This is a genomic window from Mesorhizobium sp. WSM4307, assembly GCF_007003945.1.
In the GTDB taxonomy this organism is placed as follows: domain Bacteria; phylum Pseudomonadota; class Alphaproteobacteria; order Rhizobiales; family Rhizobiaceae; genus Mesorhizobium.
The window spans coordinates 229,004-246,857 of sequence record NZ_VFTB01000008.1 but is presented as its reverse complement, the minus strand read 5'-3'; the positions used below and the strand labels follow the sequence as shown (position 1 = coordinate 246,857).

The window sequence follows — 17,854 nt, the reverse complement described above, 5'->3', positions numbered from 1 at the left end:
GATTGACTCAAGATTGAACCAGTGATTAGAACGTTCCAATAGATTTGAGTGAGAAAAGCTGGGAGGACGCATCGAGATGGCCAGCCGGGCCAAGGCCACGATATTCGACATTGCCCGCGAGGCGGGCGTGTCCAAATCGACGGTATCGCTCGTGCTCCAGGGCAGCGGGCTGATCCGGCCTGAAACCGCGGTCAAGGTGCGCAAGGCGATCGAGGATGTCGGCTACGTCTACAACCGCGGCGCCGCCAATCTGCGCAAGGCCCATTCCAATGTCATCGGCATGGTCATCAACGACCTCACCAACCCGTTCTTCGCCGAGCTGGCGGTCGGCATGGAACGCGTCTTCCAGTCGGCCGGCATCGTGCCCTTCATCGCCAACACGGCGGAGAATCCGGTGCGCCAGGAAGAGGTGCTCAAGTCGCTGATGGAACAGGGCGTCGCCGGTCTCATCGTGTCACCGGCGCGCGGCACCACGCCAGGCGCTTTCCGGCGGCTGGAATTGGCGGGCGTGCCGGTGGTCTTCGCCATGCGCCGCCTGCCTGAAAGCCGCATCCCTGTTATCGCGCCCGACAATCATCGCGGCGCCTATCTTGCCGCGGCCCATCTGATCGCCAAAGGACATCGCCGGCTCGCCTTCTTCGGCGGCACCTCGGATCTGGTGGTTTATCAGGAACGGCTGGGCGGCTTTCGCGAGGCCTGCGAGACGCTGGGCATCTCCGCCCGCGACGTATTGGTCGTCGAGGGCGAAACAAACCGCCGAGGCGGCCTCGCTTGCCTGGAGACCGCCCTTACAATGGCCGAGCCGCCGACCGCCGCCCTCTGCTTCAACGATGCCGTCGCGTTTGGCGTGATGCTGGCATTGCGCAAGCGCCGGCTTGAGCCGGGACCGGATTTCGCCGTCGTCGGCTTCGACGACGTGGTCGAGGCCGAACATTACATGCCGGCGCTGACCAGCGTCGCGGTGGACACAGCCGGCCTCGGCGAGCGCGCCGCCCACGTCATGCTCAAGCTGATCCAGTCCCGCACCACGCGGGCCGAAGACCATATCGGCGCGGTCAATCTCGTGGTCAGGGAAAGCTGCGGTCCGGATCTCCGCACGCGAAACAGGCCCACGGGAACGGGAGGCGCCGCGTGAGTGTCAAATGGGGGCTGATCGGCGCCAGCACGATCGCCAGGCAATTCATGATCAACGCCATTCGCGCGCAAGAGGGCGGCGAGATCGCGGCGGTGATGAGTTCCAATCCGGAACGCGCGGCGGCCTATGCCAGGGAAAACGGCATTCCAGCCGCGGTGTCTACGCTGGATGCCTTGCTGAAGTCCGACATCGACGCCGTCTACATCTCGACCACCAACGAACTGCATCTCGAACAGGCGCTTGCCGCCATCGCGGCGGGCAAGCATGTGCTGTGCGAGAAGCCACTGGCGCTGACCAGCGCCGACGCGCGCAAAATGGTCGCGGCGGCCAGGGCGGCCGGCATCGTGCTCGGCACCAACCATCATCTGCGCAACGCCGGCGCGCATCGCGCCATGCGTGACGCCATCGCATCGGGGCGCATCGGCAAGCCAATCGCCGCGCGCGTCTTCCATTCCGTCTATCTGCCGGAGAATCTGCAGGGCTGGCGCATCACCAAACCGGAAGCCGGCGGCGGCGTGGTGCTCGACATCACAGTCCACGATGCCGACACGCTGCGCTTCGTGCTCGGCGACGATCCGGTCGAGGTCTCGGCCTTCACGCAATCGGCCGGCATGGCCGCCGGCGGTCTGGAAGACGGTGCCATGTGCATCTGGCGCTTCAAGTCGGGCCTCATCGCCCAGTCGCATGAGGGTTTCACCACCAAATTCGCCGGCACCGGCTTCGAAGTGCATGGTTCGGAAGGCTCGCTGATCGCCAGCGATGTGATGACCCAGAAACCGGACGGCTCTGTGCTGTTGCGCACAGCCAAGGGTGAGGAGCAATTGAGCTTCGACCGCGAGGATCTCTACGTCAGATCGGTGCGTCGGTTCCATGCCGCGATCCTCGGCAAGGGCCAGCCTGCCGCCGCCGGCGAGGACGGCATCTGGTCGCTCGCATCAGCCGAGGCGGCGTTGCAGTCGGCCAGCTCCGGCAAGGCCGTCAAGATCGACCCGAAACTCGGGAGCATGAAGTGAGCAAGGTCGTTTCAGCGGCACAGGCAGCCAGCCTGATCAAGGATGGCATGACGGTATCCGTGTCGTCGTCGAGCGGCCTTGGCTGTCCGGACGCGGTGCTGGCCGCCATCGGCGAGCGCTTCGATGGCGAAGGTCACCCCAAGAACATCACCACGCTGCACCCGATCGCCGCCGGCGACATGTACGGCATCAAGGGAATCGATCATCTGGCCAAGCCGGGCCTCTTGAAGCGCACGCTATGCGGTTCCTATCCTTCCGGCCCCTCCTCGTCCGAGCCGCCGCAGATATGGAAGATGATCGGCGACAATTCGGTCGCCGCCTACAACGTGCCATCCGGCATCCTGTTCGACATGCACCGCGAGGCCGCCGCCAAACGGCCGGGCGTGCTGACAAAGGTCGGTCTCGACACCTTTGCCGACCCGCGCCATCAGGGCTGCGCCATGAACGCCGCGGCCAGCGAGCCGATCGTGTCGGTACAGCAGTTCGACGGCGAGGAATGGCTCTATTTCCGCTCGATCGTGCCCAACATCTCGATCATCCGCGCCACCACGGCGGACGAGCGCGGCAACCTCACCTATGAGCATGAAGGCGCCTATCTCGGCGGCCTCGAACAGGCGCTCGCCGCCCGCAACAATAGCGGCATCGTCATCGCGCAGGTCAAACGCGTCGTCGAGAACGGCACGCTGAAGCCGCATGATGTGCGTGTGCCGGGCGTGCTGGTCGACCATATCGTGGTGGCGCCCGACCAGCTGCAGACGACGCTGACGCCTTACGACCCGGCGATTTCGGGCGAGATCTTCCGGCCGCTGTCGACCTTCCGCAACGCCGAGATGAACGTGCAGAAGGTGATCGCGCGCCGCGTCGCCATGGAATTGCGCGACGGCATGGCCGTCAACATAGGCTTCGGCATCTCGGCCAATGTGCCGCGCATCCTTCTGGAAGAAGGCCAGCACGGCAAGGTCACCTGGGTGATCGAGCAGGGCGCGGTCGGCGGGGTGCCGCTGCTCGACTTCAAGTTCGGCTGCGCCTCCAACGCCGAGGCGATCATGCCCTCGCCGCACCAGTTCATCTATTTCCAGGCCGGCGGTTTCGACGCCTCGCTGCTGTCTTTCCTGCAAATCGACCGCCACGGCTCGGTCAACGTGTCGAAACTGTCGGCGCGGCCGCATGTCACCGCCGGCGCCGGCGGCTTTGTCGACATTACCGCGCGGGCGAAGAAGATCGTCTTCTCCGGCTTCTTCAATGCCGGTGCCAAGCTTTCGCTGGCCGATGGCGGCATCCGCATCGACCAGGAGGGCAAGGTCAACAAGGTGGTCAACGAGGTCGAGCACATCTCGTTTTCCGGCAAGCGCGCCGTCGCCCAGGGCCAGGACATCACCTATGTCACGGAGCGCTGCGTGATGAAGCTGACGCCCGACGGCCTGATGGTCACCGAGCTGGCGCCGGGCATCGACCTCGGGCGCGATGTCCTGGCGCAGGCCGAGATGCCGCTCGGTGTCGCCAACGACCTCAAGGTGACGCCGGCGGCGCTCTACCAGGACGGGCCGATCGGCCTGTCGCTCAATGGCGGCGCCTCGCTCGGAGGCGCGCATGGCTGAGCGCCTCGTTACATTCGAAAAGGACGGCGCCATCGGCATCGTCACGCTGCGCCGCCCGGAAAAGTTCAACGCGCTGGACATTCCGATGCTGCGCGCGCTCGAAGCCGCGCTCGACGAGGCAGAGCTGGCCGAAGGCGTCCGCGTCGTGCTCTTGCGCGGCGAAGGCAAGGGCTTTTGCGCCGGCGGCGATGTCGAGGCCTGGGGCGCGATGAGTGCTGCCGATTTCCAGGTGCAATGGGTGCGCTACGGCCACCGCGTCTTCGACCGGCTGGCGCGGCTGCGGCAACCGACCATCGCCGTGCTGTCCGGCCATGCGCTGGGCGGCGGGCTGGAACTGGCGGTCGCCTGCGATTTCCGGGTCGCCGAGGCGCATGTGAAATTGGGCTTCCCCGAAACCTCGATCGGCGTCGTGCCCGGCTGGTCCGGCACGCAGCGCGCCGTGCGCCGCTTCGGCGCACAGACGGTGCGGCGCATGGCCTTGGGTGGTGATATACTTCTCGCTCCCGAAGCGCAGGCCCTTGGCGTGGTGGACCGGGTGACCGAAACCGGCAAGGCGTTCGACGGTGCCAAGAGCTGGGGGGAAAAGATCGCCGAGCGCGGCCCGTTGGCAACGGAAGCGGCCAAGCTGATGATCGCGGTGGCCGAGGGCGAGGAAAGTGCGGCCGCTGCCGAAGCGCTGGCCAGCGGCTTTATCGCGCTTACCGGCGACCTCAAGGCTGGCGTTGACGCCTTCAAAACCAAGCAGAAGCCAGCATTTTCAAGAAGCTAGAGAAAACCCTCTGATGAACGCACCCCTCAACATCGCCATGCCCGCCGAGGCCTCAGCCGCGCCGAAATCTTACCGGCTGCTGATCGACGGCAAGCACGTCGATGCTCGCGACGGCCGCACGCTGGAACGCAAGAGCCCCGGCCACGGCTTCACCGTTTCGCGCTATGCACAAGCCGGCGAGGCGGAGGTGGAAGCGGCGGTGCAGGCCGCGCACAAGGCGTTCGAGACCGGCCCATGGCCACGCATGAAGGCCGGCGAGCGCGCCGCGATCCTGTTCAGGGCGGCCGACCTGATCGAGACACGGCTGGAAGACATCGCGCGGCTCGACGCGCTGGAATCCGGCAAGCCGATCGCCCAGGCGCGCGGCGAGATCGGCGGCGCCGTCGACATCTGGCGCTATGCCGCCTCGCTCGCCCGCACACTGCATGGCGAGAGCTACGCCAACCTCGGCGATGCCATGCTGGGCGTGGTCGTGCGCGAGCCGATCGGCGTCGTTTCGATCATCACGCCGTGGAATTTCCCGTTCCTCATCGTCAGCCAGAAACTGCCTTTCGCGCTCGCCGCCGGCTGCACGGCAGTGGTCAAGCCGAGCGAAATGACCTCGGCCTCGACCTTCGTGCTGGGCGACATCCTGCTCGAAGCCGGCCTGCCCGCCGGGGTCGTGAACATCCTGGCCGGTCTGGGCGCCGATGTCGGCGCGCCGATGGTCGGCCACCCCCTGGTCGAGATGGTGTCGTTCACCGGCTCGACCCGCGTCGGCAAGATGACCATGGCGTCCGCCGCGCAATCGCTGAAGAAGGTCTCGATGGAACTTGGCGGCAAGAACGGCCAGATCGTCTTTCCCGATGCCGACCTCGAGGCCGCCGCCGACGCGGCGGTGTTCGGTGGCTTCTTCAATGCCGGCGAATGCTGCAATGCCGGCAGCCGGCTGATCGTGCACGAGGCGATCGCCGGAGATTTTCTCAGCGCCGTCAAGGCACTCACCGCCAGGGTGAAGGTCGGCGACCCGCTCGACGAGCAAACCAAGGTCGGCGCGATGATCTCGTCCGACCATCTGGCCAAGGTGACGGATTACGTTGCGGCAGCGGCGGGCGAAGGCAGCAATGTCTTCAGCGGCGGCAAGCAGCTGGCCTCCAATGCCGGCCAATATCTCGACCCGACCATCCTGCGTGGCGTCACCGAGGACATGGCCATTGCGCGTGAGGAAGTGTTCGGACCGGTGCTCTCAGTGCTCACCTTTGAATCGATTGAGAAGGCGTTGCACATCGCCAACAACACGCCCTATGGTCTCTCTGCAGGCGTGTGGAGCGCCAGCATGGACACCTGCATGTCGGTGGCGCGTGGGGTGCGTTCGGGGACGGTTTGGGTGAACACATTCATGGAAGGTTATCCCGAGCTGCCTTTCGGGGGCTACAAGCAGTCCGGTCTCGGACGCGAACTCGGCAAACGCGCCGTCGAGGACTATACCGAGGAAAAGACAATCCAGTTTCATCGCGGCCAGCGCACCGGATGGTGGGTCGGCTGAGTTGGGAAGAACCCGGTGGGCTTCCACCGGTCGTGTAATGCAACAAGGGAGGAAGTACATGTTGCGCAAACTGCTTATCGGAACGGCTCTTGCGACGAGCTTTGCGTTCTCGGCGCACGCCGCGGACGTCAAGGAAGTGCAGATGCTGCATTGGTGGACGTCGGGCGGCGAAGCGGCTGCCCTCAACGTGCTGAAGGGCGACCTGGCCAAGGAAGGCTATGCCTGGAAGGACGTCCCTGTCGCCGGCGGCGGCGGTGATGCTGCCATGACCGCCCTGAAGGCGATGGTCGCGGCCGGCAACTATCCGACCGCCTCGCAGATGCTCGGCTACACCGTGCTCGATTATGCCGCGGCCGGCGTCATGGGCGACCTGACCGAGACGGCGAAGAAGGAAGGCTGGGACAAGTCGGTTCCGGCGGCCCTGCAGAAGTTCTCGGTCTATGAAGGCAAGTGGGTCGCGGCTCCGGTCAACGTCCACTCGGTCAACTGGCTGTGGATCAACAAGGCCGTCATGGACAAGATCGGCGGCACCGAGCCGAAGACCTTCGACGACTTTGTCGCCCTGCTCGACAAGGCCAAGGCCGCGGGTGTGATCCCGCTCGCTCTCGGCGGCCAGAACTGGCAGGAAGCCACCATGTTCGACTCCGTCGTGCTGTCGACCGGCGGACCCGAGTTCTACAAGAAGGCCTTCAACGACCTCGACGATGCTTCGCTCAAGTCCGACACGATGAAGAAGTCGTTCGACAACCTCGCCAAGCTCGTCACCTATGTCGACCCGAACTTCTCGGGCCGCGACTGGAACCTTGCCACCGCCATGGTCATCAAGGGCGATGCCCTGGTGCAGGTCATGGGCGACTGGGCCAAGGGTGAGTTCCACGCCGCCAAGAAGACCCCGGGCACCGACTTCCTGTGCTATCGCTTCCCGGGCACCGACGGCTCGGTGATCTACAACTCCGACATGTTCGGCATGTTCAACGTTCCGGACGACCGCAAGGCCGCCCAGGTCGCGCTGGCCACCGCCACCCTGTCGAAGAGCTTCCAGTCGGCCTTCAACGTCGTCAAGGGTTCGGTTCCGGCCCGCACCGACGTTCCGGACACCGACTTCGACGCTTGCGGCAAGAAGGGCATCGCCGACCTGAAGGCGGCCAACGAAGGCGGCACGCTGTTCGGCTCGCTGGCCCAGGGCTACGGCGCCCCGCCGGCTGTCGCCAATGCCTACAAGGACGTGGTCTCGAAGTTCGTCCATGGTCAGATCAAGACCTCGGACGAGGCCGTGACCGAACTGGTCAAGGCGATCGACGACGCCAAGTAAGCGCAACGCTCGAAATCACCTTCCCCGCTTCGGCGGGGAAGGTTTTATCTCAGGATTGGCCGGCTCGACACCATGCCGACCGAAGACCCGTATGCACGGGGCCGCCTTGCCGCCTGACGGCGGCGCACGGACGACCCGAAACGGGAGGAGCTCATGAGCACAGTAGCAACAAGCCAGATCAAGCTGACGCCGGAGCGGTCGCGCACCTCGGTGCGCTCGCGCCTGCAGGACGCCTTGCCGAAGATCGTTCTGGCGCCGAGCTTCGCCATCACCATCGTCTTCGTCTACGGCTTCATCCTGTGGACGATCTATCTGTCCTTCACCAATTCCAAGACCTTCCCGTCCTACGTCATCACAGGTTCGCGCGCCTATCAGCGGCTGTGGGGCTGGACCTTCGACACCGACCCGCCATCGAGCTGGTACACGTCGATAACCAATATGGGCATTTTCGGCTTTCTCTACATCCTGATCTGCCTGGCGCTTGGCCTGTTCCTGGCCATCCTGCTCGACCAGAAGATCCGCGGCGAAGGCGTGCTGCGGCCGATCTACCTCTATCCGATGGCGCTGTCCTTCATCGTCACCGGCGTCGCCTGGAAATGGTTCCTCGATCCCGGCCTCGGCCTCGAACAGACGCTGCATCAATGGGGCTGGACGAGCTTCCATTTCGACTGGATCAAGAACAAGGATTTCGTCATCTACACCGTGGTCATCGCCGGCGTCTGGCAGGCCTCCGGCTTCATCATGGCGATGTTCCTGGCCGGCCTGCGCGGCATTGACGGCGAGATCATGAAGGCAGCGCAGATCGATGGCGCCACAACCTTCCAGCTCTACCGCCGCATCGTCATCCCGCTGCTGCGGCCAATCTTCCTATCGGCCTTCATCGTGCTCGCCCACCTCGCCATCAAGTCATACGACCTTGTCGTGGCGCTGACGTCCGGCGGCCCCGGCGGCTCGGCCTGGCTGCCTTCGAATTTCATGTACGAATACACTTTCAAGCGCAACGAAATGGCTGTCGGATCGGCCAGTGCGGTGATCATGCTGATGACCATCGTCGCCATCATCGTGCCCTATCTCTATTCGGAACTCAGGGAGAAGCCGCGATGAGCGCCGTCGCCACCCCTGCCCGCCAGGCCTCCGGCGGCATCAACACCAAGCTCGTCAACCGCATCGTCATCTACGGGCTTCTGGCGCTGTTCGCGCTGTTCTACCTGATGCCGCTGTTCGTCATGCTGGTCACCTCGTTCAAGACCATGGACGAGATCCAGAACGGCAACATGCTGGCGCTGCCCAAGGCGCCGACCTTCGACCCGTGGCTGAAGGCCTGGGGCGAGACCTGCGTCGGCCTCACCTGCGCCGGCATCAAGGGCTATTTCTGGAACTCCATCAAGATGGTGGTTCCGGCCGTGCTGATCTCGACCATGCTCGGCGCCCTCAACGGCTACGTGCTGACCAAATGGCGCTTTCGCGGCGCGACGCTGGTGTTCGGGCTGATGCTGTTCGCCTGCTTCATTCCGTTCCAGTCGGTGCTGCTGCCGATGGCGACGATCCTTGGCAGCGTCGGCCGCTTCGGCGTGACCTTGCAGAACTCCGTCGGAACCAGCTTCGGCCTCGGCAATTCGACGGTCAATCTGGTCTTCGTCCACGTCGTCTACGGCATCGGCTTCACCACGCTGTTCTTCCGCAACTATTACGAGGCCTTCCCGACCGAATTGATCAAGGCCGCGCAGGTCGACGGCGCCTCCTTCTTCCAGATCTTCCGCCGCATCATGCTGCCGAACTCGATGCCGATCTTCGTCGTCACCGTCATCTACCAGTTCACCAACATCTGGAACGACTTCCTGTTCGCCTCGGCCTATGCCGGCACCGGCGATGCGATGCCGATGACGGTGGCGCTCAACAATGTCGTCAACACCTCGACCGGCGTCGTCGAATACAACGTCAACATGGCGGCCGCGATGATCGCCGCCCTGCCCACCCTGATCGTCTATGTCGTCGCCGGCCGCTATTTCGTGCGCGGGCTGATGGCCGGCGCGGTCAAAGGCTGACCAATTCAGAAGGAACGACCATGGCTTTTCTGGAAATTGATGGGCTGAAGAAGCGCTTCGGGAATGTCGAGATCCTGAAGGGCATCGATGTAGAGCTCGAAAAGGGCGGCTTCCTGGTGCTGGTCGGTCCATCCGGCTGCGGCAAGTCCACGTTGCTCAACACCATCGCCGGCCTGGAGCAGATCACCGAGGGCGAGATCCGCGTCGACGGCCGCGCCATCAACGATCTGCACCCTTCGAAGCGCGACATCGCCATGGTGTTCCAGAGCTACGCGCTGTACCCGAACATGACGGTGGCCGGGAACATCTCGTTCGGCATGGAGATGCGCGGCGTGCCGGCCGACGAGCGCCAGAAGGCGATCGACAAGGTGGCCAAGGTCCTGCAGATCGGTCATCTCCTGCAGCGCAAGCCGAGCCAGCTTTCGGGCGGCCAGCGCCAGCGCGTCGCCATGGGCCGGGCGCTGGTGCGCGACCCCAAACTCTTCCTGTTCGACGAGCCTTTGTCCAACCTCGACGCCAAGCTGCGCGTCGACATGCGCATCGAGATCAAGCGCCTGCACGCCACGACAGGCACCACCATCGTCTACGTCACCCACGACCAGATCGAGGCGATGACGCTGGCGACAAAGATCGCCGTCATGCGCGACGGCGAGGTGCAGCAGTTCGGCACCCCGGCCGAGATCTACAACAACCCCGCCAATCTCTTCGTCGCCGACTTCATGGGCTCGCCGGCCATGAACCTGATCCCGGCGACCATCACCACATCGGGCAATGCGCTCTCCGTCGTTCTGCAGCGTGAGGCCCGCGAGCCGATCACGCTGCCGATGGCCAATGCGCCAGCAGGTCTCTCGGCATTCCAGGGCAAGCCGATCATCTTCGGCGTACGGCCGGAAGCGCTGACCGATCCGGAGGGCGCCGAGCGCAACGCCTCGAACATCGCCACCGCCGACCTGCATATCGAGGTCGTCGAGCCGGCCGGTTCCGACACGTTCGCCGTCACCAATCTCGGCGGCAAGGGCGTGGTGGCACGGCTGCGCGCCGACGCCAACATCCAGCCTGGCACCAGCACGCCGCTCGCCTTCAACCTGACCAAGGCGGTGTTCTTCGATCCGGCGACCGAGAGCCGCATCCGCTGACGGCCATGGCAAATCCGGACATCGTCATCATCGGCTCCGGCATTGGCGGCGCCACGATCGCCTCCGGCCTGGCCGGCAGCGGCGCCTCGATCCTGATGCTGGAGCGTGGCGAGCCCTTGCCGGCAACCCCGCATGCCCGCGACACCCGCTCGATCTTCGTCGACGGCCACTATCGCCCAAAGGAGATGTGGCGCGAGGCCGGCGGTGCCGCCTTCAACCCCGGCAATTACTACTATGTCGGCGGCAATTCGAAATTCTACGGCGCGGTGCTGATCCGTTACCGCAAGGAAGATTTTTCGGCCATGGAGCATTACGGCGGCGTCTCGCCCGCCTGGCCGTTTTCCTACGACGAGTTCGAGCCCTGGTATTCCAGGGCGGAGCAGCTGTTTCGCGTGCGCGGCACGCTGGGTGAGGATCCGACCGAACCGTTCCACTCGATCCCCTACGCCTTCAAGCCGGTGCCCGACGAAGCACCGATCGCGCGCGCCCGTGCTGAACTGAAGGGCCTCGGCCTGCATCCGGCCTCGCTGCCGCTCGGCGTCGACATCGATACCTGGCTGAAGGAAGGCAGAACCGGCTGGGACGCTTTCCCCAACACCGGCCTGGGAAAGATGGACGCCCAGACAGCGCCACTGGCGGCGGCGCTTGGGGACAGCAACATCCGGCTCGAGACCGGCTGCTACGTCGAGTATCTCGAGGCGGCGCCCGACGGCAAAAGCATCGCCGCGATCCACTACCGGCAGAACGGCGAACTGAAGAAAGTGTCGCCGAAACTGGTCATCCTGTCCGCCGGCGCGGTCAATTCCGCCGTCATCCTGCTGCGCTCGCCCTCACCGGGCAACGGCAAAGGAGGCGGCAAGGGCCTCGCCAACCGCTCCGACCAGGTCGGCCGCAACTTCATGAACCACAATTCCAGTGCCATGCTGGCGATCGATCCGCGCCGCAGGAACGATGCCGTCTACCAGAAGACGCTGATGCTGAACGACTATTATCTGTCGGACGGCAGGGGCGGCAAGCCGCTCGGCAATGTCCAGCTGCTCGGCAAGATCGACGGCAACATGCTCAAGGCCAATGTGAGGACGATGCCGAAATTCGTGCTCGACTTCATGGCCGGCCATGCCGTCGACTGGTATTTGATGTGCGAGGACCTGCCCGATCCCGAAAGCCGCATCATGGTCGACGGCAAGGACATAGTCATGCAGTGGCGGCGCTCCAACATGCAGTCGCTCGACGGACTGACCAAGGTGATGCGCGAAAACTTCCGCGCCTGCGGCTACCCCATCGTGCTGTCGCGCCCCTTCGACAAGCGCACGCCCTCGCACCAGTGCGGCACGGTCAGGATGGGCGACGATCCGGCGACCGCGCCGCTCGACCCGTTCTGCCGGTCGTTCGACCACCGGAACCTGTTCGTCGTCGATGCCAGTTTTTTGCCGAACTCGGCTGCGGTCAACCCGGCGCTGTCGATCGCCGCCCAGGCGTTGCGGGTGGCTGACCATATCCGCAAGGTGGAGCTTGCCGCATGACCCGCCCCGCAGCCATCGTCACCGGCGGCGCGCGCGGGATCGGGCTGGCTTGCGCGGAAGCGCTGGCCGATACAGGCTTTGACATTCTGGTTGCCGACCTCGCCGAACAGGCGCCTGACGGGCTCGACGCAGATATCTCGGCGCGCGGTGCGAAACTCGCCTATGTCAGTTGTGACGTCGCCAATCTCGACGGCCACGCCGTGTTGGTCGATGCCGCGATGCGCGTCTTCGGCCGCATCGACTGTCTCGTCAACAATGCCGGCGTCGGCGCCGTGGTGCGCGGCGACCTGCTGGAGCTGAAGCCCGAAAATTTCGACCGCACGCTTGATATCAACCTGCGCGGCACGGTCTTCCTCAGCCAGGCCGTCGCCAAGGCAATGCTGGCCACACCCGGCGGCCATGCAAGATCGATCATCACCGTCACCTCGGTCAGCGCCGAGATGGCTTCGCCGGAGCGCTCCGAATACTGCATATCGAAGGCGGGGCTTTCCATGTGGGTGAAGAACCTGGCGCTCAGGCTCGCCCCTGAAAATATCGGCGTGTTCGAGTTGCGTCCGGGCATCATCCGCACCGACATGACGGCAGGCGTGACCGCCAAATACGATGCCTTGATCGACAGCGGGCTGGTGCCGGCCAAACGCTGGGGCGAAGCGTCAGACATCGGCGCGGTGGTGGCGACGCTTGCCGCCGGCAGGCTCGGCTTTTCGACCGGCTCGATCATCAATGTCGACGGCGCGCTCTCCGTGCCGCGGCTATAGGTGGAAACGACATGACAGACTACATCATCGTGGGCGCCGGCCCGGCCGGCTGTGTTCTGGCCAACCGGCTGAGCGAGGATCCCTTGAATTCCGTGCTGCTGCTGGAAGCCGGCGGCAAGGACTGGCACCCCTACATCCATATGCCGGCGGGCTTCGCCAAGATGACCAAGGGCATTGCGTCCTGGGGCTGGTCCACCGTGCCGCAGAAAAACATGAAGGACCGCGTCTTCTGGTACACGCAGGCCAAGGTGGTCGGCGGCGGCTCGTCCATCAACGCCCAGATCTACACGCGAGGCAATGCCCGCGACTACGACGCGTGGGAGAAGGAAGAGGGTCTCGCCGGCTGGGGCTATCGCGACGTGCTGCCCTACTTCAAGCGCGCCGAGAACAACCAGCGTTTCGCCAACGATTTTCACGGCGACCAGGGACCGCTCGGCGTGTCGAACCCGATCTCGCCGCTGCCGATCTGCGAAGCCTATTTCCGCGCCGGCCAGGAGATGGGCATTCCCTTCAACCCCGACTTCAACGGCGCTGCCCAGGAAGGCGTCGGCTATTACCAGCTCACCCAGAAGGATGCCCGGCGCTCCTCCGCCTCGGTCGCCTATCTCAAGCCGATCCGCGCCCGCAAGAACCTCACCGTCCGGACCGATGTGCTGGTGACACGCATCGTCGTCGAGAACGGCCGCGCTGTCGGCGTTGAAGTCGTCGACCGGCCAGGTGGCGAGAAGAAGATCCTGCGCGCCGGGCGCGAGGTGATCGTCTCGTCCGGCGCCATCGGCTCGCCGAAGCTTTTGATGCAGTCGGGCATCGGCCCGGCCGACCACCTGAAATCGGTCGGCGTGACGCCGGTGCATGACCTGCCCGGCGTCGGGTCCAACATGCAGGACCATCTCGATCTGTTCGTCATCGCCGAATGCACTGGCGACCACACCTACGACAACTACGCCAAGCTGCACCGCACGGCCTGGGCCGGCTTGCAATATCTGCTTTTGAAGAAGGGGCCGGTGGCCTCCAGCCTGTTCGAGACCGGCGGCTTCTGGTACGCCGACCCGACCGCCGCCTCGCCCGACATCCAGTTCCATCTCGGCCTGGGCTCCGGCATCGAGGCCGGCGTCGAGAAGTTGAACAATCCGGGCGTCACCTTGAACTCGGCCTTCCTGCGGCCGCGCTCGCGCGGCACGGTGCGACTGAAGAGCGCCGACCCGGCCGACCATCCGCTGATCGATCCCAACTACTGGTCCGATCCCTATGACCGCGCCATGTCGATCAAGGGCCTGCGGCTGGCGCGCGAGATCATGCGGCAGAAGGCGCTTCAGCCCTACGTGCTGCGCGAAGTGCTGCCCGGCCCGTCGCTGGCGACCGACGACGAACTGTTCGACTACGCCTGCCGCAGCGCAAAGACCGATCACCATCCTGTCGGCACCTGCCGCATGGGCCATGACGAGATGGCTGTCGTGACGCCGGATTTGCGGCTGCGCGGCATCGAAGGCTTGCGCGTCTGCGACGCCTCGGTGATGCCGCGCGTGCCCTCCTCAAATACCAATGCACCGACCATCATGGTTGGCGAGAAGGGTGCCGACCTGATCCTCGGCCGCGAACCCCTGCCGCCGGCTGTGTTTTCCGGCAACCGGGCTGCTTGAAGGGATGGAGAAATGATCAGGCACTGTGTCTTCGCCCGGTTTCGCGGCGATGTCCCCGAAAGCGAGCGCACGGCGATCCATGCCGACCTCGAGGCGCTTCGAAAGGTTATCGACGGCATGGACACGGTCCACTTCAGTGCCAATGTCAGCCCCGAGCCCTTTGCCCGCGGCTTTGGCCATGGCTTCACCATCGATTTCCGCGATGCCGCCGCCCGCGACGCCTATCTCGTCCATGAAGCCCATCAGCGCGCCGGCGCCCGGCTGGTCGCCGCACTCGAAGGCGGCACGGACGGATTGATGGTCTTCGACCTCGACCTTACGAAAAAGTGACCGCCGGTTCCGGCTGATCGCTGTTCTCTTTTGCGAGCGGGGCGACATATCGTTCCTTTGGGGGCACCAAAGGAGGACGCCTTGAATCTCACTGCCGAGCAGAAGAAAACCGTTCTGGCCTCATTCCTGGGCTGGACGCTCGACGCTTTTGATTTCTTCCTTCTGACATTCCTGCTCACCGATATTGCGAGTGAATTCCACACCGATGTCCCGGCAGTCTCGAAGGCACTGTTCCTGACCTTGGCGACGCGCTTCATCGGCGCGTTTTTCTTTGGCATGCTCGCCGACAAATATGGGCGCAAGCCCATCCTCATGCTCAACATCGTCAGCTATTCGGTGATCGGCGCGCTCGCGGCCTTCTCGCCCAATCTCGGCATTTTCCTCGCCCTGCGCGCTTTGTTCGGCATCGCCATGGGCGGCGAATGGGGGCTTGGCAGTTCGCTCGCGATGGAATCCATCCCTCCCAGCGCGCGCGGCTTCGTATCGGGCATCCTGCAATGCGGCTATCCCGCCGGCTACCTCCTGGCGGCGGTGGTCTACGGCCTGCTCTACCAGCAGACGATCGGCGGCTACACGATCGGCTGGCGTGCCATGTTCCTGCTCTCCTTCTTGCCGGCGCTGATCGTGCTCTTCATCCGCTCGCACGTGCCGGAATCGCCGGCCTTCGCCGAGGCGCGGAAATCGGTCAAGCCGGGGCTCCTGGAAACGCTGCAGAAGCACTGGGGCGTCGCGCTCTATGCCGTCGTGCTGATGATGTTCTTCAATTTCTTCAGCCATGGCACGCAGGACCTCTACCCGACCTTCCTGAAGAAGCAGCATGGCTTCGATCCGCACACGGTGAGCTGGATCACCATCGTCGCCAATATCGGCGCCATCGTCGGCGGCCTGGCCTTCGGCGCGCTGTCGGAGAGGATCGGCCGCGTCAACGCCATCACGCTCGCCTGCCTGATCGCCCTGCCGTCGATCCCGCTATGGGCCTACAGCACCACGCCCTTCATGTTGGCCATCGGCGCATTCGTCATGCAGGTCGCCGTCCAGGGCGCCTGGGGCGTCATCCCGGTTCATCTCAACGAACTGTCGCCGGGGGCGGTCCGCGCGACCTTGCCCGGCTTCATCTATCAGGCCGGCAACCTTGCCGCATCCTATGGCGGTCCGTATCAGGCGGGCATAGCGGAGTCGGCCGGAGGCAGCTACGGCTATGCGCTGGCGCTTTTCGCCGGCGTGGTCGCCGTCTGCATCATCGTCGTCATCCGCTTCAGCCCGGAGCGGCGCGGCCAGGTGATGACAGTCCTGGGTTGAGTGCGGCCTAACCCATCCGGAGCGCGATAACCCCGGCAACAATGCTGAGCGCGGCGGCGCCGCGCCAGCCCGTCATCTTCTCGCCGAGCGCGTAGACCGAGATCAGCATGGCGAACAGGATCGACGTTTCGCGCAGCGATGCCACCGAGGCGATCGGCGCCTTGGTCATCGCCCACATCACGATCCAGTAGGCCGCGCCGCTGAGCACGCCGGTGAACAGCCCGGCCTTCCAGTCGCGCGCCAGCACGGGCAGTGACTGCGGCCCGCGGAAGATGAGGCACAGCACCAGCGCCCATGTCGCGTCACAGACGAACAGCCAGGCCGCGTAGCTTTGCGCCGTCGCCGCCAGCCGCGCGCCGCTGCCGTCCGACAATGTATAGCTGGCAATGAAGATCGACGTGCCGAGCGCAAAGCCGACGGCGCGCAGGTTGAGCCTCTCCAGATGCGCGCCGCCGCGAAACGACATCACCAGCGTGCCGGCCGACAAAAGCAGGATGCCGAGAATGGCAAACGGCGCCGGCACCTCCTGCACCACCACGATGCCACCAAGTGCGGCCAGCAGCGGTGCCGTGCCGCGCGCCAGTGGATAGGTCTGGGCGAAATCGCCGGCCTTGTAGGCGCCGATCAGGAAGGTTCGGTAGCCCATGTGGAAGACCACCGAAGCGAGAATGAACGGCCAGACCGCGGCCTTCGGGAACTCGACGAAAGGCAGCACGAACAGCGCGGCAAACCCCATGCCCAATGTCATCAGCGTGATCGACAGGAAGCGGTCGAGATGCACCTTGACCAGCGCGTTCCAGATCGCGTGCATGGCGGCTGCGGCAAGCACCGCGAAGAAGACGAAAAGCGTCATTTCGGGTCTATCGACCTCCCAAGCCGAGTGGCGTTTCGAGATCGATGTCGACCCGGACCGGGAAGTGATCGGACGCCACCTCGCCTGTATCGGATGCGACCGAGCGGACCCGCCCCGCGAACATACCGCCGACGAAGCAGTGGTCGAGCCGGCGCTTTGCCAGCCTGCCGTCGATGATCTTCTCATGCGTGTGGAAGTCATCAGCGGGTTCGATCGCCACAACGGCGGCATCGACGAAGCCGTCGAGATAGGCAGCACCCCGATGATAGGGCGTGCTGCCGACGATGCGGCGGTATTCGGCGCTGCCCGGCTCCATGTTGAAATCGCCCATCCAGATCGCCGCCAGCGGATTTTCCGGCTCGGCTTCGCCGCTGGTCCAGTTGCGCGAAGGCTCGTCATCGATGCCGCTCCACGGCCCGCCTTCGGACGGCGCACGGCGGTGTTCGGCCAGCAGATAGTCGATCTGCTCCAGCCGCTCTTCCGCCGCGATATGGGCGAGATGCAAGGACAGCACACGCACCGGGCCGGCCGGTGTGCCGATCATGCATTCGAGCGCCGCGTTGCGCGTGTTGAGCGGCCTGAGCGTCCGGCGCATCGGCAGCGCATGCAGGCGCGTCCAGACGATCGGCAGTTTCGACAGAACCATGGTGCCGAACTGCCGGCGCCGATTGACCAGGCGACCGTCCCGCCGCTCGCTGGCGTCCATGTCGAAGGCCGGGCCGTAGATCCAGTGATAGTCCGGCAGCAGGCGCGACAGCAGCTCCGGCTGGTCGTCGAAATGGCTGCGCTGCCAGTGCCGCTCGACCTCCTGCAGGGCAATGACATCGGCGCCGTCGACGATGCGCGCCGCGCGCGAAAGGTCATAGCGGCCGTCGCTGCCGAACCCGTACTGGATGTTGTAGCTGACCAGCTTCATTG

General features: G+C 64.7%; 16 protein-coding genes. 14 read left to right on the top strand and 2 right to left on the bottom strand.

Annotated elements, in window-relative coordinates:
* The first annotated feature begins 76 nt into the window (after nucleotides 1-76).
* From FJV83_RS20945 to FJV83_RS20880, 14 genes are all read left to right on the top strand, one after another.
* Complete coding sequence (locus tag FJV83_RS20945; protein WP_095772588.1) at nucleotides 77-1,135, top strand: LacI family DNA-binding transcriptional regulator; 1,059 nt, start codon at nucleotides 77-79, stop codon at nucleotides 1,133-1,135.
* Complete coding sequence (locus FJV83_RS20940) at nucleotides 1,132-2,148, top strand: Gfo/Idh/MocA family oxidoreductase (RefSeq protein ID WP_095772587.1); 1,017 nt, start codon at nucleotides 1,132-1,134, stop codon at nucleotides 2,146-2,148. Before FJV83_RS20945 ends, FJV83_RS20940 begins: the two co-directional genes overlap by 4 nt.
* A complete protein-coding gene (locus FJV83_RS20935; RefSeq protein WP_142884509.1) occupies nucleotides 2,145-3,746 on the top strand; it encodes an acyl CoA:acetate/3-ketoacid CoA transferase in 1,602 nt (533 codons plus the stop codon). Before FJV83_RS20940 ends, FJV83_RS20935 begins: the two co-directional genes overlap by 4 nt.
* On the top strand, nucleotides 3,739-4,515 hold the full coding sequence (locus FJV83_RS20930) for an enoyl-CoA hydratase/isomerase family protein (RefSeq protein WP_095772729.1): 777 nt from the start codon (nucleotides 3,739-3,741) through the stop codon (nucleotides 4,513-4,515). Before FJV83_RS20935 ends, FJV83_RS20930 begins: the two co-directional genes overlap by 8 nt.
* Nucleotides 4,516-4,528: 13 nt before the next feature.
* Nucleotides 4,529-6,040, top strand: coding sequence for an aldehyde dehydrogenase family protein (locus FJV83_RS20925; protein ID WP_095772585.1), 1,512 nt, complete (start codon nucleotides 4,529-4,531; stop codon nucleotides 6,038-6,040).
* Between the two features lie 58 nt (nucleotides 6,041-6,098).
* Nucleotides 6,099-7,352 (top strand): ABC transporter substrate-binding protein, encoded by a 1,254-nt coding sequence (locus tag FJV83_RS20920; RefSeq protein ID WP_095772584.1) that lies wholly within the window; start codon nucleotides 6,099-6,101, stop codon nucleotides 7,350-7,352.
* 153 nt (nucleotides 7,353-7,505) lie between these two features.
* Entirely contained in the window at nucleotides 7,506-8,456 is a 951-nt protein-coding gene (locus FJV83_RS20915) for a sugar ABC transporter permease (protein ID WP_027047381.1), read from the top strand.
* Complete coding sequence (locus tag FJV83_RS20910; protein WP_064980812.1) at nucleotides 8,453-9,397, top strand: carbohydrate ABC transporter permease; 945 nt, start codon at nucleotides 8,453-8,455, stop codon at nucleotides 9,395-9,397. The genes FJV83_RS20915 and FJV83_RS20910 overlap by 4 nt, the downstream gene beginning before the upstream one ends.
* A 20-nt stretch (nucleotides 9,398-9,417) precedes the next feature.
* Nucleotides 9,418-10,533, top strand: a complete 1,116-nt coding sequence (locus tag FJV83_RS20905) for an ABC transporter ATP-binding protein (RefSeq protein WP_095772583.1) — start codon at nucleotides 9,418-9,420, stop codon at nucleotides 10,531-10,533.
* 5 nt (nucleotides 10,534-10,538) lie between these two features.
* Nucleotides 10,539-12,056 carry a GMC family oxidoreductase gene (locus FJV83_RS20900; RefSeq protein WP_095772582.1) on the top strand — a complete coding sequence of 506 codons (1,518 nt, stop codon included), beginning with the start codon at nucleotides 10,539-10,541 and terminating at the stop codon, nucleotides 12,054-12,056.
* Nucleotides 12,053-12,814: a 3-ketoacyl-ACP reductase gene (locus tag FJV83_RS20895; RefSeq protein WP_095772581.1), complete on the top strand. Its 762-nt coding sequence runs from the start codon at nucleotides 12,053-12,055 to the stop codon at nucleotides 12,812-12,814. Before FJV83_RS20900 ends, FJV83_RS20895 begins: the two co-directional genes overlap by 4 nt.
* Nucleotides 12,815-12,825: 11 nt before the next feature.
* Entirely contained in the window at nucleotides 12,826-14,454 is a 1,629-nt protein-coding gene (locus FJV83_RS20890; RefSeq protein ID WP_095792646.1) for a choline dehydrogenase, read from the top strand.
* A gap of 12 nt (nucleotides 14,455-14,466) precedes the next feature.
* Nucleotides 14,467-14,784 (top strand): Dabb family protein, encoded by a 318-nt coding sequence (locus FJV83_RS20885; protein ID WP_095772579.1) that lies wholly within the window; start codon nucleotides 14,467-14,469, stop codon nucleotides 14,782-14,784.
* 81 nt (nucleotides 14,785-14,865) lie between these two features.
* A complete protein-coding gene (locus tag FJV83_RS20880; RefSeq protein WP_179295808.1) occupies nucleotides 14,866-16,083 on the top strand; it encodes an MFS transporter in 1,218 nt (405 codons plus the stop codon).
* A 7-nt stretch (nucleotides 16,084-16,090) separates the two neighbouring features.
* On the opposite strand, the gene FJV83_RS20875 is transcribed toward FJV83_RS20880, so the two are convergent.
* Both FJV83_RS20875 and FJV83_RS20870 read right to left on the bottom strand, forming a co-directional pair.
* Complete coding sequence (locus FJV83_RS20875) at nucleotides 16,091-16,936, bottom strand: EamA family transporter (RefSeq protein WP_095787011.1); 846 nt, start codon at nucleotides 16,934-16,936, stop codon at nucleotides 16,091-16,093.
* A gap of 7 nt (nucleotides 16,937-16,943) precedes the next feature.
* Nucleotides 16,944-17,852, bottom strand: coding sequence for an endonuclease/exonuclease/phosphatase family protein (locus FJV83_RS20870; RefSeq protein WP_142884510.1), 909 nt, complete (start codon nucleotides 17,850-17,852; stop codon nucleotides 16,944-16,946).
* Nucleotides 17,853-17,854: the final 2 nt, after the last annotated feature.

What these genes read in the sequence shown, in the direction of transcription:
- FJV83_RS20895 (WP_095772581.1), top strand. Translation starts at nt 12,053, where the DNA reads ATGACCCGCCCCGCAGCCATCGTCACCGGCGGCGCGCGCGGGATCGGG.
- FJV83_RS20870 (WP_142884510.1), bottom strand. Translation starts at nt 17,852, where the DNA reads ATGAAGCTGGTCAGCTACAACATCCAGTACGGGTTCGGCAGCGACGGC.
- FJV83_RS20890 (WP_095792646.1), top strand. Translation starts at nt 12,826, where the DNA reads ATGACAGACTACATCATCGTGGGCGCCGGCCCGGCCGGCTGTGTTCTG.
- FJV83_RS20905 (WP_095772583.1), top strand. Translation starts at nt 9,418, where the DNA reads ATGGCTTTTCTGGAAATTGATGGGCTGAAGAAGCGCTTCGGGAATGTC.
- FJV83_RS20925 (WP_095772585.1), top strand. Translation starts at nt 4,529, where the DNA reads ATGAACGCACCCCTCAACATCGCCATGCCCGCCGAGGCCTCAGCCGCG.
- FJV83_RS20915 (WP_027047381.1), top strand. Translation starts at nt 7,506, where the DNA reads ATGAGCACAGTAGCAACAAGCCAGATCAAGCTGACGCCGGAGCGGTCG.
- FJV83_RS20930 (WP_095772729.1), top strand. Translation starts at nt 3,739, where the DNA reads ATGGCTGAGCGCCTCGTTACATTCGAAAAGGACGGCGCCATCGGCATC.
- FJV83_RS20900 (WP_095772582.1), top strand. Translation starts at nt 10,539, where the DNA reads ATGGCAAATCCGGACATCGTCATCATCGGCTCCGGCATTGGCGGCGCC.
- FJV83_RS20875 (WP_095787011.1), bottom strand. Translation starts at nt 16,936, where the DNA reads ATGACGCTTTTCGTCTTCTTCGCGGTGCTTGCCGCAGCCGCCATGCAC.
- FJV83_RS20920 (WP_095772584.1), top strand. Translation starts at nt 6,099, where the DNA reads ATGTTGCGCAAACTGCTTATCGGAACGGCTCTTGCGACGAGCTTTGCG.
- FJV83_RS20945 (WP_095772588.1), top strand. Translation starts at nt 77, where the DNA reads ATGGCCAGCCGGGCCAAGGCCACGATATTCGACATTGCCCGCGAGGCG.
- FJV83_RS20910 (WP_064980812.1), top strand. Translation starts at nt 8,453, where the DNA reads ATGAGCGCCGTCGCCACCCCTGCCCGCCAGGCCTCCGGCGGCATCAAC.
- FJV83_RS20885 (WP_095772579.1), top strand. Translation starts at nt 14,467, where the DNA reads ATGATCAGGCACTGTGTCTTCGCCCGGTTTCGCGGCGATGTCCCCGAA.